This is a genomic window from Brumimicrobium oceani, assembly GCF_003143775.1.
GTDB classification, from domain to species: domain Bacteria; phylum Bacteroidota; class Bacteroidia; order Flavobacteriales_D; family Crocinitomicaceae; genus Brumimicrobium; species Brumimicrobium oceani.
Window position 1 is genome coordinate 343,411 of sequence record NZ_QFRJ01000002.1, and the last position, 16,815, is coordinate 360,225.

Here is a 16,815-nt window from a genome sequence, read left to right on the forward strand (position 1 = left end):
AAGACATAAAAATAAATGTTTTGAAAATGAAAAAGGGACGATTTGTAAATCGTCCCTGCGTTGTGTCTTCGTACAATGTGTAGCTTTTAAAAAAATCGTAATTGGTTAACTATCTCAACAAATTCACACTTCCAATCTCTTCAACATTTTCGTCATCTTTTAATTTCTTAAAGCTAATTTTCCAGATGTAAGTCCCTTCTGGGGCAAACTTAATATTACTAGCTCCAAAGGTTCCGTCCCATCCATAGGCTGGATCGTTACTTTCAAAAATCACTTCGCCCCAACGGTTATAAATCTTCAAATTGTATTCCATAGGATCAAATCCAGAGGTAAATACAGGTTTAAATGATTCATTAAACAAGTTTCCATCTGGTGTGAATGTATTGGGTACATTATAAATTAAATCTTCAAAGAAAGGTAAATCTCCAATAATTGAATCTGCACAACCTAAATCACTGTAAGCAATTAGCTTTACTTCATAGATTCTTTCTGCTGGGTTTCCAAGCACGGAATACTCATGAATTGGATTTACTGAGTTGCTGTATGTACTGTCGCCAAACTCCCATTGATAAGTAACTGCTCCACTAGATTCATTTGTAAATTCAGCTTCATTATTGAAAGTTGTCAACTCCTCAGGTTCAATAGAGAAATCTGCAATTGGATAATTATCAATACAAATATAATCTGCCATAGTTTCAGTATCGGAACAACCATTCGCTAATTCAACTTCCAGGGTAACGTCATAACAATCTGCATCAGTGAAAACATGACTTACGTTACAGCCATTGAGCATAACGTTACCTCCAATAGTAAAACGACATTGGTTACCAACTCCAGGACTTGTGCTAATTAAATTAATTTCTTCTGGCGCACATCCTTCTCTTGTATTTGCTGTAAAAGAAACTACTGGCACTTCTAAAACACTAACATCAACTTGATCTGTATTTTCACAACCCGAAGCAGAAGTTCCTGTAACGGTATAAGTTTGCGTTCCTAGAGTTGGCGTAAACGGAACACCATCAAGCACCCCATTATCCCAAGTATAGGTCACTGCTCCACTTCCCGACAAGGTCACTTCTTCACCTTCACAAACCTCAACCATGTTTCCTGCAGAAACATTTGGTAACGGAGACACTACTACTATTACATCATCGGTTGTAGTACAATTGGCTAATTCAGCCGTTACCGTGTAAGTTAAAGAACCCACTGTAGGAACAAAACCTACACCATCAGTGACACCGTTATTCCAAGAAATATTTGCGGCATCAGGATTTGTGGCTGTTAAGGTTACCGTTTCTCCTTCACAAACTTGTAGATCTGAACCTGCATTTACCGCAGGTGGTGTTGGGTCAGTTAAAGTAATAGAAACATTTTCTGTAGTGCTACACGCAGAACAAGTCGTTTCTGCCACAGTATAGTCTGTGTAAGTTCCTGCAGACAAGCCAGTGATCACGTATTCGCCCGCAGCATTAGACGTTATCCCTGTTGCAGTTCCTCCATCATAAGTTAAATCGTAATTTGTAGAAGGTGTTAAGCCAGAAATAACAATAGTTCCATCCGTTCCATTACAAGTGCTTGGGTCATTTCCAGCAACACTAAAGTTTGGATCTTCTGCTCCAATCGAAATTATTTGAGTTAGATCTGTAAAGTTTGAACAATCATCCGTTACTCGGTAAGTTCTTGTAATTAACTCACCGGCACAAGTATTTCCATCTGTAACTTCTGAAACAAAAGAAACAACTGGAGAAACTGTACAGTTATCGGCCTCATCTGTTATGATCGCAACATCGAAAACAGGAACATCTGTTAAACAAGCGACAAATAAAGTATCTGGATTACTTGCAGTAGGCGAAACGGTATCGTTCACTGTGATCACTTGAACAAGATCAACATTATTTCCGCAATCATCCGCAATGTTATAAGTTCTAGTGATTACTTCAGGACAAGTATTTCCATCTGAAACATCGCTCACAAAAGTAACTGTTGGATTAGCTGTACAATTATCCGCTTCATCAGTGATTAAAGCAATATCTGCAGCAGGTATATCCCCTGCACACATGACAAGAGTGTCAGTAGGCACTGTTGCTGTTGGGGCAGTGTCATCACTAATTGTGATCACTTGCACCACATCTATATTGTTCCCGCAATCATCCGCGATATTGTAAGTTCTTGTTACCGTAATTAAACATCCACTTCCTGTCGTCACGTCTCCTACATGAGTTACCGTTGGATTAACGGTGCAATTGTCTGCTTCGTCAGTTATTGAAGTAACATCTGCGGCAGGCAAATCTCCAACACATTGAACAGTTAAATCAGCAGGCGCTGTTCCGGTAGGATTTTCATCATCATTCACAATGATTGTTTGTGTTGCTGAAACAGAAACTCCACAAACATCGGTTAACTGATAAGTTCTTGTAATTGTTTCAGGACAAGATCCTCCGTCTGACACTTCACCTAACATTGTAAATGATGCAGAATCAATTTTTCCTCCAGCAGGAAGAGAAACCGTTCCTCCATCCGCTAAAAATGCATCGAGATCTGCATAAGGAGGCTGTTGAGAAATATTACAAGAAGCAGTTACACCGGTTGGTGCGGTAATTCCTGTCAATGGTGGGTGAACTGTTACTGTCACTTGATCCGTACTGATACAATTTAACAATCCTGCAGTAACAGTATATGTATTGATTCCAACAGGAGGAACAAAACTCGCACCATCTGTCACTCCATTATCCCACGCGATACTTGCTCCATCAGGATTAAATGCAGTTAATGTAACAGCACTTCCTGGACAAACTTCTTGATCCAAACCTGCGTCGATAGTTGGTGGAATTGGGTCATTTAAAACGATACTTGAATTATTGATTCCTTGACATCCATTGAAAATTACTTCAAAATCAGAATAAGCCCCTGCACTAAGGCCTGGAATTACGATATTCCCTGAAGAGTTAGAGTTCATAACGTTTGGCCCAACCGTAGCTCCATTAAAATAAGACACTTCGTAAACATCATTGGGATCTAAACCTTCAATTACAACTGTTCCATCTGTTCCATTACACACCGTTGGGTCTGTAAAAGAAACATCAAAAACAATATTTGTATTGACCAATACAGTTGTGGTTGCATCTGCCGAACAAGCATTTCCATCCGTATATGTGTATGTAATTGTATGTGTTCCAAGACCTGCAACGCTTGGATCAAAATCTCCTCCAACAACACCTGGACCAGAGAAAACGCCTCCAGTTGGTGTCCCGCCTAAGCTTACTGTTGCTGCAAATTCACAGATATCAGCAATAGGATCAATTGTTGGCGTTGGCAGCGGATTTACTGTAATATCAATCGTTTGATTTGTTGCACATTCTCCTGCATTTGGCGTAAAAGTATAAGTTGCTGTTCCTAAAGTTGTCGCTACAACAGCAGGACTCCAAGTTCCATTTACACTTTCATTTGAAACTGTAGGTAGCGTTGGTGGCGTATCATTCTCACAGAAAGCTGTTGCTACACCAAAAGTAGGAACTGTTTGTGCATTCACGGTAACCGTTACATCATCTGTAGAAATACAATTATTTAAATTCGCTGTAACAGTATATGTTTGCGTTGTTGTTGGCGTAAATGCTACTCCATCAGTAATTCCTTGATCCCAAGAAATAGCCGCACCATCAGGATTAGTCGCAGTTAACGTAACTGGTGTTCCTTCACAAACCGTTTGATCAGTTCCTGCATTTACTGTTGGTGCATTAGGATCTGAAAGATTCAAAGTCGTATTGTCTGTGCTAAAACATCCACCTGACCCCACAAAGAAAGTAGTGTATGCTCCTGCATTTAAACCAGAAATCATGACTTCACCAGAAGCATTTGAAACAAAATTTGTTGGTCCAACAATTCCCCCGTTATCATAAGAAACAGAGTAAACAGTGGAATTTTCCAGACCAGAAATGGTAATGCTTCCATCGGTTCCTCCACAAGCTGTTGGGTTAGTTGAAGCCAATGTAAAATCTAAATCCGTATTGACTTCGATATCTACGGTTGAACTTCCCGTACATCCATTTCCATCTGTGAAAGTATAAGTTATTGTATGTGTTCCTAAACCAGCAACAGCAGGATCAAAATCCGCTCCTGACATACCGTTTCCTGAGAATGTACCTCCAACTGGATTTGCCGTTAAAGTTACTGAAGCAGAAGCCACACAAATATCAGAAGGTGCTGTAATTGTAGGATTAGGTTCAGGATCAACTGTCACGTCTAAAGTTGCAGTTGCCGCACACAATCCAGCGTCTGGTGTGAAAGTATATGTCGTTGCACCAACAATAGTGTTTGAAATTGTAGCTGGATTCCAAGTTCCTGTAATGTTTTCATTGGACATTGCAGGTAAGCTTGGAGCTGCTGTGTTTTCGCAAAAATTAGCAATTGCGTTAAAAGTGGGAATATCCTGTGGAGTCAAAGTAACAGTAACGTCATCAGTGGCAGAGCAACCATTCAACAAAACCGTAACCGTGTAGGTTTGTGTATTCGCTGGAGTAAAAGGAACACCGTCTGTAACTCCATTATCCCAAGAAATTGTTGCTCCTGCAGGATATCCTAAAGCGGTTAAAGTTACAGAACTCCCTGTACAAATTGTTTGTGGAGCGCCTGCATCAACCGTTGGACCATTCGGGTCTGAGAGTCCTATGGTGGAATTATCTGTTCCTATACAAGCATTCAATTCCACAGAAAAATTACTATAGCTTCCTGCACTTAATCCTGTGATTACCGCCTCTCCTGAAGCATTTGATGTAATACTTAATGGACCAACTGTTGTCCCTCCATCATCATAACTTACATTAAAAGTAGTTGAGTTATCTAGACCACTTAATGTTATCGTTCCGTCTGTTCCTGCACAAACAGAAGGGTCCGTTGCGCTTAAAGTAAAGGAAGGGATGGTTTTTCCGGGATCAATAGTAAAAGTCTGATCACCAGCACAACTCCCATTACTTCCGGAAATAGTATATGTACCCGCAGGTCCACTAACGATTCCTGTTGGGCTAACTACTGGACCAACAGGCGCAAAAGTGTAGCTCAGTGAATTGTCATAATTTGTAATCGCCACAGTGCTATTAACGTTACAATCTGCTGCGGTTTCTAATGTTAATATGGGATCTGCTGGAGTACAATTGGTGAAGGCTATGGTTGTGTCATTTGAACAAGTTAAACCTGAACCAATAGAGTCTTCAAACTCTACATTTAACGCGACTGAAATATTCCCACTCCATTCCATAGGGTTTAGAGCTGAACAGCTTGTCGCTGGGGAATACGTCGTATTGTTACCACCATTACTCAAAGCGTTAGGGAAAACATAAACTTCTACCGTACTATTTTCATCATACCAAGGAATAAATGGCAAATTAAAGCCATAACTAAAATTAGGAGTAGCAAAAGGATAATTTGCTACAACTATATTATCCACATAAACGCTTACAGTTCCACTGGGATCGGTATGGTTAAAACAGTAGGAATTAACAGCGACATCCAAACTTAAAGAATTGGCACTTCCACCAGAATTGTTGGGAGGGATATTAACGTATCCTGCATTATTAGAACCTCCAAATGGTGAATTAGCAACTACTGCAGGAGTAGATGAATTGTACTGAATTGGATCTTTTGGCCCTGAAGTAGAACAACAATTTGGTCCTGCAGCAAAACCATTGTAAGTTATGGTAAATATTTCACTACCATCTACACAAGCATTGGCAGGCACAGTAGACGGTGTAGGAGAAATATCGAAGATTGTTCCTATATCGCTATTGTCGCAATCAAATTGTGCTGTTACATCCCAAGTACAGGTTGTAGAATTCCATATAATCTCAACTAAATCATTAGGATCTGAAGGCACTTCAGGATAAACTACAACAGCATGTGTTCCTGAAGCCAAAACGGTATTGGTTTCATCACAAACAATTTCCCATGGCAGATTAATATTTGTTGTAGTACAAAAATCAGTATTTGCAAGAGTGAGCCCAAGGCTGATGTCTTTACAAAAATCAACCGTTTTTGTGATGATACCTGATGGTGTTGTAACATTTAATGTTGCTGAACTAATGGTCGGTTTCAAGCTAAAAAAACTTGTTTCATCCACAGCAATCCCTGCAGTGACTCCATTTTGGGTTAAGGTATAAGTACCGTTTACTGTGGTCAATGTAAAATCTGTACCGTGTACAGCAGGGTCTAATGGCCCAATAGTACCGTTATAGGATCCAGTTCCGGTCTCACTATAAACTATTACTCCCGACAATTGACTGATCACTTGAACACTTCCGCCGGTTGTCAAAGTTCCATTATAATCAAAAAACAGCTCGCTATTGCAGCTGCTGTTCTCAAAAGTCATTGAATAATTTTGTCCTGCACAAGCCTCACCGCTTGCGGTTACAGCGGTCGAATAAGAGGGACAATTCTGTGAATTACCATTAAAAATAAAGAATACACAAACAATTAGGGTGGGTAAAAAATTTCTCATACAATAGTTTTAATTACAATTTTCCAGACTCATTTTAAATAAACAACTTTGAATTGAGGAAATATCTCAACAAAGAATTAACTATGTTATTCTTTTCCAATCTTTTCAAAAGTCTACTTAGTGAAAATAAATCTGAAAACTATATGCCCCAAAAATAGTTAAAATCATGATAATGCACCATTAATATTTGAAGGAACAATCTTTTTTTATTAACAATAAACAAACAAATATTTGAATAAGTCTGCAAAGTTTAAGCTTAAGTTTAGGAGAAAGATGGAAATTAGTCAAACAGACATGTTTCATCGTCCAGCTCTGTTTCTATAGTGCAATGACTGAACTTTTTGTCCTTTAGCAAAGTTTTCACCTTCTCTTTTACACTTGTAATCTCATCCAGTGAATGAAGCTTTTCCAATCGAAGATGTGTTGAAAAAACATGATGATCTCCGTCTAATGACCAAACATGAGTATGATGCATATCTTTCACCTTAGCAATAGCCAAAATTTCCCTTTGTATTTGAGCCAAATCTATTTCCTTTGGAACACCTTGAAGAAAGAAATATAAAGTTTCTTTTAATCTTCCAATGACACCGTACAAAATATAAGCAGTTATCGCCAAAGATAAAATTGGATCGATATAGGGCGTTGGATAAAAATAAATAACGATTGCCGCAATCAAAACCGCTACCCAACCCAAAACATCTTCTAACATGTGCCAGTACACTACTTTTTCATTCATACTGCTGGAAGAGCGCATTTTTAATACAACTATACCGTTCACCAGTACCCCCATTAAGGCAAACACAATCATCCCAAGTGCATCAGACTCCTCAGGATTAACGAGCCTTTCAATCGCAGCGTAGATCACAAATCCTGAACCCAAAATAAGAATGATACTATTGATTAACGCCCCTAACAATGAATACCTGGCATAGCCAAAAGAGAATTTAGAATCGGCTTTTTGTTTTGATTTATTTTCCAAATACCAAGCTGATCCCAAAGATAAACTATCGCCCAAATCATGAATAGCATCCGAAATAATGGCTACACTATTGACATAAATCCCTCCTATTATTTCAAAAATAGAAAAGCCAAGATTCATCCAAAAAGCTAGCTTTAAGTTTTTTGTGGAAGAATGATCGTGACTGTGGTTATGAGACATATTTTTCAGTATTGACTTTGGAGTATTGAGTATAAAGCTTTGAGTATTGCGCGTTATTGATAAAGTGATACAAATTGGAATTGACCGCCATCGAAAAGACCTTTATCGCTGAGTTTTAGTTGTGGAATAACCAATAAAGCACAAAAGGAGAGCGTCATAAATGGTGCGTTTAATTTTGCTCCCAATTCTTTAGAACGTTGGTCCAAACTTTCGTAACGTTCTGCTACTTTTTCACCGCTTTCTGTGGTCATTATTCCGGCAACTGGCAAACCTAGAACCTCTTCTTCGATTCCATTGGCTAAAGAAATTCCACCCTTTTCTTTAACAATAAGGTTGATGGCTTTTTGAATATCATCATCATTCGTTCCCACAGCAATAATGTTGTGACTGTCGTGTGCTACACATGAAGCAATTGCCCCTTCTTTCAGTCCGAAATTCTTGATAAAAGCTACAGCAGGCTTTGCGTCAAAATAACGATTAACAACAACTACTTTAAGAACATCATTTTCGACATCTGCCAGCAATTCTCCATGCTCAGATTTTAAAATATGTTCTGTTTCTTTGGTCACCAACTGTCCATCTTCAACAACAATTACACGCACTTTATTGCTTGTATTCACAACTTTTAATTGTGAACTGTTGATTGGTGAACAGTTAAAATTATTGGGTAGCGCTGCATCTATTCTTGCGAATTTCACCTCATCATTTTCAAAAACAATATTTCCATCAATAACCGTTTGCTTCACCTTGAAGTTTTTCAAATCTTCAACAATGCAAAAGTCCGCTTGATCTCCAACACGCAGTTGTCCAACATCCATTCTGTAATGCTCAATCGGGTTGATACAGGCGGCTTGTAGTACATTAAATAAATCACAACCTTTCTCGACAGCTCTTGCCACCAATTGATTAATGTGACCCAACACAAAATCATTGGGGTGTTTGTCATCAGAACACAACATTATTTCACTCGGGAATTCGTCAATCAAAGTGTAGAGTGCTTCAAAATTTTTAGCTGCACTCCCTTCACGAATAAGAATTTTCATTCCATATTTCAGTTTATCGAGCGCTTCTTCCTTCGTAAAACATTCATGGTCTGTTTCTATTCCTGCTTCAATATATTTTTTTGCGTCTTCACCTCTCAATCCTGGTGCGTGACCATCTACTCTTTTATCAAGACTTTTGGCCAATTCAATTTTCGCCATTACTCCTTCATCACGAAAAAGAACGCCAGGATAATTCATCATTTCTGCCAAGTAATTAACACGCGGAAACTTGAATAACTCTCGGATGTCTTCTAAATCAATTTCTCCACCTGCTGTTTCAAAAGTTGTAGCAGGAACGCATGAAGGAGCGCCAAAAAAGAACTTAAAAGGAGTTTCATTCCCATTATTTATCATGTATTCTACTCCCGCTCTACCCAAAACATTTCCTATTTCGTGCGGATCAGAAATTGTAGCTACTGTTCCTTGTTTTACTGCCAATCTAGCAAATTCAGAAGGAATTAACATTGAACTTTCGACATGAACATGCGCATCAATAAATCCTGGTAAAATATATTGATCGGGCACCTCATCATTGGGAAGGATAGAATGAATTTTTCCGTTTTCTACTTTTAAAATTCCTTTGATGATTTGCTTGTTCTTTATGTCGACTATGTTTCCTTTAAATTCTTGCATGTAAATGATGTTTTAGGTAAAATTAAAAATTCAAAAGTCTTTAAGCTACTAAATTGACGGATTAAATAAGCTCAATTGAAATTCAGTGGAAAAGCCATGATCTGAAATTTGAATTTCTTAAGCTATTTGCAATTATTGTATTTTAGCTGTATTTTTATGACAAACAATTAGTTAAACTAACAACTATAATTGAGTTTTAGCACTACACTCCATAAGCCAAACAGTATGAAAACAGTACAATTCGTTCTTGGAACCTTAGTTATTTCAACTTTATTTGCTTTTGCTTCTTTAAAAGATCATCCTGATCAATTCATTGGAGTTTATGGCAGTAAAGGAAGTTACGCGATAATTATTAATCCGGATATGACATTCACCTATATTGACAATACGCAAACGAAAAACATTAACGTTTCAGGAAAATGGGAATTCAAAGGCAAAGAAATCACCTTAAAAAGCGACACAAAATCTAAAATGATTTCAAAATGGACATTAACGAATAAAGATTCATGTTTGAAATCCAAAAAAGGATTTACTTTTTATACCTTGTGTAGGAATTGTGAATAGTATATCCGACGGGTTCTATACAGTGTTCTTCTTGACTAAATAAAGCTTTTAAAGAAATGATTAAAAAAACGGACGTAATCGTAATCGGTGCTGGACTTTCTGGTTTAACCGCTGCAAGAAAACTTGAAGAATTGGGTTATTCCGTTAAAGTAATTGAAGCCCGAGATCGAGTGGGAGGAAGAAATGAAACGCATCTCTTGGCTGATGGTCAAGTTTTAGATTTAGGCGGACAGTGGATTGGTCCTACGCAAACGAAAATGTATGAATTATGTAAAGAATTGAAGTTAGAACTCTTTCCGACCCATAATGAAGGAAAAGTTATTCTGTATGACCACGGAAAGAAATCCTTGATGGGATCAAAAAATGGCGCTTTACCCAAATTGAATGTCTTTATTTTATTGGGATTAGGTTTAATCATCAAGAAAATAGAAAAGCGGGTTGACCAAATTGATTTAGACGCTCCATGGAAGCACCCGAAAGCTAAGGTTTGGGACAGTGAAACACTGGAGTCTTGGGTTAGAAAAAACACCAAACTAAAGAAAGTCAGGGCATATTTCAACATTGTTTCAGAAGTCGTTTTTTCTACAGAAGCAAGTGATATTTCTTTTCTCCACTTCCTTTTTTATGTGAAATCTGGAAGCGGAATGGACAATCTTTTGAATATTGATGAAGGAGCACAAAAGGAAAGAGTTGTTGGTGGTACGCAACAAATCAGCATTCGATTATCCGAATTATTAAAAAATGAAGTCATTTTAGAAAGTCCTGTTACCCGAATTGAACAATCGGAAAATGGAGTAAAAGTCTTTTCGAAAGAACAGTTTTGGCAAGCTAAAAAGGTAATAGTAACACTCCCTCCTACTTTAGCCGGAAGAATAACATACGCGCCTCCATTGCCTGGAATGCGTGATCAACTCACACAAAGAATTCCAGCGGGTTCTGTGATAAAAATTCAAATTATCTATAAAACTCCATTTTGGCGAAAAAAGGGATTAACAGGTCAAGCAGTTAGTTTTACTGGTCCCCTAAAAATCGTAATGGACAATTCATTACCCAACGATTCAAGAGGAGTTTTGGTGATGTTTATGGAAGGGAACGACGGCAGAGAAGCTTCGGAATGGACGCTCGAAAAACGCACGCAAAAAGCAATAGGCTGCTTGGTGAAATACTTCGGAGATGAAGCCAAAGATTATTTGGACTATATAGAACGAAACTGGTGCGATGAAGAATTTACGCGCGGCGGATATGGTGGTCATTTTACACCTGGCGTTTGGTCAGGATTTGGAAAATATTTACGAAAACCAATCCAACACATTCATTGGGCTGGAGCAGAAACCGCCACCGTTTGGAATGGCTACATGGAAGGAGCAGTACGTTCTGGAGAAAGAGTTGCTACTGAAGTTTCGGAAACTCTAAAAGACTCCTAATCCAATAAAAAAAGGTGGCAAAAAACCTAAAGTTCTTAACCACCTTTTTCTAAAACTATAATTATTTAATCGAAGTAAAATGTTTTGAGACTCGCCTCGCTACTCAATACTTCTAGCTGATATCCTAAACATTGAAACGGAAGTGCATGATATCACCATCTTTTACAATGTATTCTTTTCCTTCTACTCCAAATTTCCCTGCTTCTTTACAAGCTGCTTCAGAACCGTATTTCACGAAATCTTCATACTTCATCACTTCCGCACGAATAAATCCTTTTTCGAAATCTGTGTGAATTACACCTGCCGCTTGAGGAGCTGTTGAACCTTTTAAAACTGTCCAAGCACGAACTTCTTTTACTCCAGCTGTGAAATAAGTATCTAAGTCCAACAATTTATAAGCTGAACGAATCAAACGCGCTACTCCAGACTCGGTTAAACCCAATTCTTCCATAAACATTTGGCGTTCTTCGAAAGTATCTAACTCTGTAATATCTGCTTCGATCTGAGCCCCTATGATCAACACCTCAGCGTCTTCATCCTTAACAGCATCTTTTACCATGTCAACGAATTTATTTCCGTCTTTCACAGATGATTCGTCAACATTACATAAATACAAAACTGGCTTTACAGTAATCAAATGAAGCTCTTTAACATGCGGCCATTCGTTTTCATCAAAATCCATTGAGCGCACTGACTCACCCGATTCCAAGTGTTTTTTAATGCGTTCTGCTAAATCATAAGCTCTTTTCGCTTCTTTATCACCAGATTTTGCAGTTCTTGCCAGACCATTTAAACGCTTTTCAACCGTTTCAAGATCTTTCAATTGCAATTCATAATCAATAACTTCCTTATCTCTTAGAGGATCTACAGAACCGTCTACGTGCACGATATTGTCATCTTCGAAACAACGCAAAACATGAATAATTGCATCTGTTTCACGAATATTTGCCAAGAATTGATTTCCTAAACCTTCACCTTTTGAAGCTCCTTTTACCAATCCTGCGATGTCCACAATTTCCATAGTCGTTGGTACAACGCGCTCTGGTTTCACAATCTCTTCTAACTTTTCAAGACGTGGGTCTGGAACAGAAATAGTTCCTACGTTAGGTTCGATTGTACAAAATGGATAGTTTGCCGACTGCGCTTTCGCATTCGATAAACAGTTAAATAAGGTAGATTTACCCACATTCGGTAAACCAACAATTCCACATTTTAATGCCATTTGAAAAAATTTTGATGCAAAGATAATGCTTGGAATTGATTAAAGCCCTTAAATCCATGCAAAATCAGTATATATGTTAGTACAATAGTTTTGCGCTGTAATAGAACGCGGGCCTTCGACAGGCTAGTCACCGCATAATAGATGCAAGCAACGTGGATAATCGCGGATTTTTCAGCATTTGGTAAATTAAGATTTTAGCGGATTACTTGCAATTAATAATACAACTTTATGACTAATCACTACCTTCACAAATATTTGAACGTTGAGCAAGCCGATTCCCCTAACTTCCTTCATAACTTCTGTATAGTTTCTGATTGAAATCACCTTATTTTCTTACTCAATTTCTCCATTTTGTCAGACAGTTCAAACAAGTCGGCAAGCAACATGTGAACAGCGTCCTCACTCAGAACACCTCGCTTAAGGTCTTGGGGGACTTCCTTACTTTTATCTGCCAAAACATCTTTCATGTATTGAAATTCATAATCCTCCTTCAATGTCCTTAGTTTTATCAATGAATCTGAAAGTTCCGTTAATACATTGTCAGATTTTTCAACAAGCACTGTAAGCTCGTCTAGAAAACCTGAAAATCCGGGAAATTTAGAATCTACAAAACCCTAAAACCCTTACTGTGAGCGCCTCTAAAGGTTTTTAACGGTTAATAACCGATGACAAATAGTTATTCCAGAGAAAACCCAGAAATTCCAAAACTCAAGAATCCACAAAACCCTCAACTCCTTTCTATTAGTGCCTCTAAAGGTTTTTAACGGTTAATAAGCGATGACAAATAGTTATTCCAGAGAAAACCCAGAAATTCGGGAAATTCAGAATTCACAAACCCCTCAATCCCTTGATATGAGCGCCTCTAAAGGTTTATAACGGTTAATAACTGATGGTAAGTAGTTATTCCTGAGAAAACCCAGAAATTCCAAAACTCAAGAATCCACAAAACCCTCAACTCCTTTCTATTAGTGCCTCTAAAGGTTTTTAACGGTTAATAAGCGATGGTAAATAGTTATTCCCGAGAAAACCCAGAAATTCGAAAATTACAGAATTCACAAAAACCTCAATCCCTTGCTATGAAAGCCTCTAAAGGTTTTTAACGGTTAATAACCGATGTCAAATAGTTATTCCTGAGAAACCCATAAATCCGAAAATTACGGAATTCACAAAAACCTAAACCCCTTACTGTGAGCGCCTCTAAAGGTTTTTAACGGTTAATAACCGATGGCAAATGGTTATTCCCGAGAAAACCCAGAAATTCGAAAACTCCAGAATTCACAAAACCCTAAAACCCTTGATACGAGCGCCTCTAAAGGTTTTTAACGGTTAATAACCGATGTCAAATAGTTATTCCTGAGAAAACCAAAAAATTCGAATATTACAGAATCCACAAAACTCTCAATCTCCTGCTATGAGCGTCTCTAAAGGTTTTTAACGGTTAATCAAAACAATAAATTCAGATAAAATTCAGATAAAATAGCTGTTAAAATCGCGATAAGCAGATGAAACTAACCAATATTTATATTGATTTGGCTTGATGATCACAAAACTATCTCGCGTGGGGTAAAGTCTTACAATCTTTTCTTGGTTTAGCATTTTTAAATTATTTAAATCTACACCTATTTCTAGAAAAGACCCAATATCCGCCTGCAACTCAGGTTCTATTATGTCACTAGTATATTGAAAAAGAACAGCGATAAAACTTTCTTCCCATAACATGACTTTACTCAATTTGTACTGCAAGGAACCATCTCCATATAATGAATTTACGTTATGAGTAAAAGCCTCACTGTAATTCAATATGAAAGGTAAATAATCATTTTTATTAATCTCTTGAAGAATTTGATTTTCAGATCTTAAACGCAACAAATTACTTTGATAATTCAGACTCTCCAACATCATTTTAGTATCATATTTTTGAAAGACTTCTAAATTTTGAATGAATGGTAAATTCAAAAAATCTAAGACTGAAAACTCCCCCTTTTCTTTCACTAAAATTTCCTCATTTGCTAAACTTATGTAGAAAATATAATAGTCCAGATAATTACGAAATGAAGTATATAACTCCTCTAATTCAAACTCAGATTGGTCAGCTTTAGTGATAATTAATAGCCCTTCCAGAAAATGTAATTCATTTCCAGACATCTTTACAAGGGGCACATCAGCATTAAAAGAGCTATAGTTTTTAAAATAATCGAATAACTTTAATCCCAACAAACTTTCATTTTCCACTCTAATTTGATTTTCGAAAAGTAAACTTCCCAGTGTTGGAAATTTTTGAAATGCTTCAACAAAATCGCGCACTTTCCCACCTCCTAACAAATCACTTTTCCAGATAGTAGGATTAAAAACTTCTGTTTGTTTGTTAATCAAATGAATGTCATAAGTATCGCATTCAATCGCAATATGTTCTTTGGCTAATTTCGAAGTATTTATGACCAAATTCGTTAGGCTCATACAACAATCTGCTTTGTCGTTTCTAATCAGTAGCAAACTTGTCGCTGAATCAGTCATTTCACTTCCAAAATGTCCATTTATGGAAAACTGAACGAAGTTGAAAATCTTCAGAACCGTTTGTTGAATAAATAGAGCATCATGATAATCTGGATATTTCTGGTCAAATAAAAATTTTGAACCGTTGACAAATAAACAAGAATATCCGCTTTGCTTTAAGTAGAAAAATGAATTAGAAATGTAATGTTCCGAAACACAAGTGGCTGGCAGTTCAATCGCTTTATTATTTACTTCCCAAGCATTTAAAGTTTGATTTTTTAATGATTTAACAGAAACAGGATTACCTATTACAAGATCAAAACTCGCTTTAAACTTTTCGTTCTGGTCGAAAAAACTTCCTAAAACAATTGGAAAATCAATTGATGAATGTACACTTTTTATCCCATTTCCCACTTCAGCATCTAGAACAGAAAGGTGAAAAATGAATTTTATAAATTGTAAATCCTCAACATCTTGGGCTAAACAAATTATAGCGTTAACTACCTTTTGAATTTGCTCTAAACCCAGATTTTTCACATCGAATTTCAGCTTCTCCAATTGGATTAATCTTCTAAAAATCAATACTAAAATCGAAGTTGAACCAATGGCAGGAATTAGAATTCTATAATTAGAAAGGTCAATATTTCTGAGTCTAGAAAAGGGAAGTGCCTCTTCTACTTGAACCTGAAGAAGTGTTGAAGGAAGCTCAGAACATAAATATTTACCGCTATCTCCAAATAAAACATGATAAATAATTTCACCTATTGCTTCATTCGATAGATATTTAAAATCTAATAGATTCCAAAACTTCACTTCGTTTATCAACTGATCTCTAAAATCTGCAAAAGGCTTAGCAGAAAGAATTATTTTATCTTTCTCATCAAAATTTACATATTCATAATTGAATTGATTTACAGCGTATGCTGAATTCTTAAAAAACGATTCATAACTGTTAATGTCGTCAAGCGAAAAACCTAAGTCTGAAATTTTAGGATTTACCAGTGAAAAAGCTTCTAAATACTTCTCCTCCATCAGTTTTAAAAGCAGAACATTTACAATTAGTTTCTTTTGAGTCGTTAAATCCTGTTCACCAAAATACCTTTTTAGAAAAGTGTATAATTCATCAACATTTTTCTTTAAAATCTGAACAGAAGATTGACGATAATCAAATTCATTACGCATTTCGTCCATTGTCCAAAATGTCCCAGATTTTATCCGAATCGCAAGATTTTGAAAGGGAATATTCAAAAAAACGTCACCTAAATCACTTTGAGTTTTTTTACAATTGACAATAAAATATTTTGAGTCATAAATGAAAATTGCTAGCGGAACTGCATTCCTATTCCACAATTGATTTTGAATTTCACAAATAGCCAAAGTGTCAGCAGAAGAAGGTTTAGATTTATCCGACCAATCATAAAAATAAATCATTGGTTTTGGTTCTCCAATCGATTGAGAAATAAAGAAAACAGATTTCGCACCAAATGATCTAGCCTCCTCTAAATAAAAACGTTGGTTCCCCGAATTATCTTGGAGAGCGTTTTCTGTATTGATGATTTCCTCACCCAAAAAGCCCAATTCTCGAATTACTTTCTCAAAAGCATTCTCTGCTACAACCGTTAACTCCATCACTTGAAATAAATAAAGCCTAAATTAAAAAATATCGCCTCCACCAAAACCAATAAGTCATTTGTTGTTCCAATAACTGATGAAAGGCAGTTTTTTATGTTTGGTAGTAGTGCGATTTCTAAGTGAATATCGATTAGTTGGGAAGTTTAAATCTCTTGCTA

The 16,815-nt window shown here is 36.9% G+C and carries 7 protein-coding genes and 1 pseudogene; 2 read left to right on the forward strand and 6 right to left on the reverse strand.

Translation table 11 applies throughout. The features are described 5' to 3' along the window. Window positions 1–109 precede the first annotated feature (109 nt). The 3 genes from DIT68_RS04315 to ade form a co-directional block, all read right to left on the reverse strand. Window positions 110–6,487, reverse strand: a complete 6,378-nt coding sequence (locus DIT68_RS04315; protein ID WP_109358579.1) for a PKD domain-containing protein — start codon at window positions 6,485–6,487, stop codon at window positions 110–112. 280 nt (window positions 6,488–6,767) lie between these two features. Beyond that, window positions 6,768–7,646 (reverse strand): cation diffusion facilitator family transporter, encoded by an 879-nt coding sequence (locus DIT68_RS04320; RefSeq protein WP_109358580.1) that lies wholly within the window; start codon window positions 7,644–7,646, stop codon window positions 6,768–6,770. A gap of 53 nt (window positions 7,647–7,699) precedes the next feature. Then, complete coding sequence (gene ade / locus DIT68_RS04325) at window positions 7,700–9,322, reverse strand: adenine deaminase (RefSeq protein WP_109358581.1); 1,623 nt, start codon at window positions 9,320–9,322, stop codon at window positions 7,700–7,702. A gap of 225 nt (window positions 9,323–9,547) precedes the next feature. Between ade and DIT68_RS04330 the strand changes: the two genes are divergently transcribed. Together DIT68_RS04330 and DIT68_RS04335 are read left to right on the forward strand one after the other, a co-directional pair. Continuing rightward, window positions 9,548–9,886, forward strand: a complete 339-nt coding sequence (locus DIT68_RS04330; RefSeq protein WP_109358582.1) for a hypothetical protein — start codon at window positions 9,548–9,550, stop codon at window positions 9,884–9,886. A 56-nt stretch (window positions 9,887–9,942) separates the two neighbouring features. Further along, on the forward strand, window positions 9,943–11,310 hold the full coding sequence (locus DIT68_RS04335; RefSeq protein ID WP_109358583.1) for a flavin monoamine oxidase family protein: 1,368 nt from the start codon (window positions 9,943–9,945) through the stop codon (window positions 11,308–11,310). A gap of 124 nt (window positions 11,311–11,434) precedes the next feature. Here the strand turns inward: DIT68_RS04335 and ychF are convergent, their stop codons facing one another. The 3 genes and pseudogenes from ychF to DIT68_RS04350 all read right to left on the reverse strand — a co-directional run bounded on the left by ychF (window position 11,435) and on the right by DIT68_RS04350 (window position 16,654). Beyond that, complete coding sequence (gene ychF, locus DIT68_RS04340) at window positions 11,435–12,532, reverse strand: redox-regulated ATPase YchF (RefSeq protein ID WP_109358584.1); 1,098 nt, start codon at window positions 12,530–12,532, stop codon at window positions 11,435–11,437. 320 nt (window positions 12,533–12,852) lie between these two features. Beyond that, window positions 12,853–13,095: pseudogene (locus DIT68_RS04345) on the reverse strand (DUF4298 domain-containing protein); the annotation flags it as partial. A gap of 904 nt (window positions 13,096–13,999) precedes the next feature. Continuing rightward, the gene (locus tag DIT68_RS04350; RefSeq protein ID WP_109358586.1) at window positions 14,000–16,654 is read right to left on the reverse strand and encodes a hypothetical protein; all 2,655 of its coding nucleotides are present in this window, start codon (window positions 16,652–16,654) and stop codon (window positions 14,000–14,002) included. Window positions 16,655–16,815 lie beyond the last annotated feature (161 nt).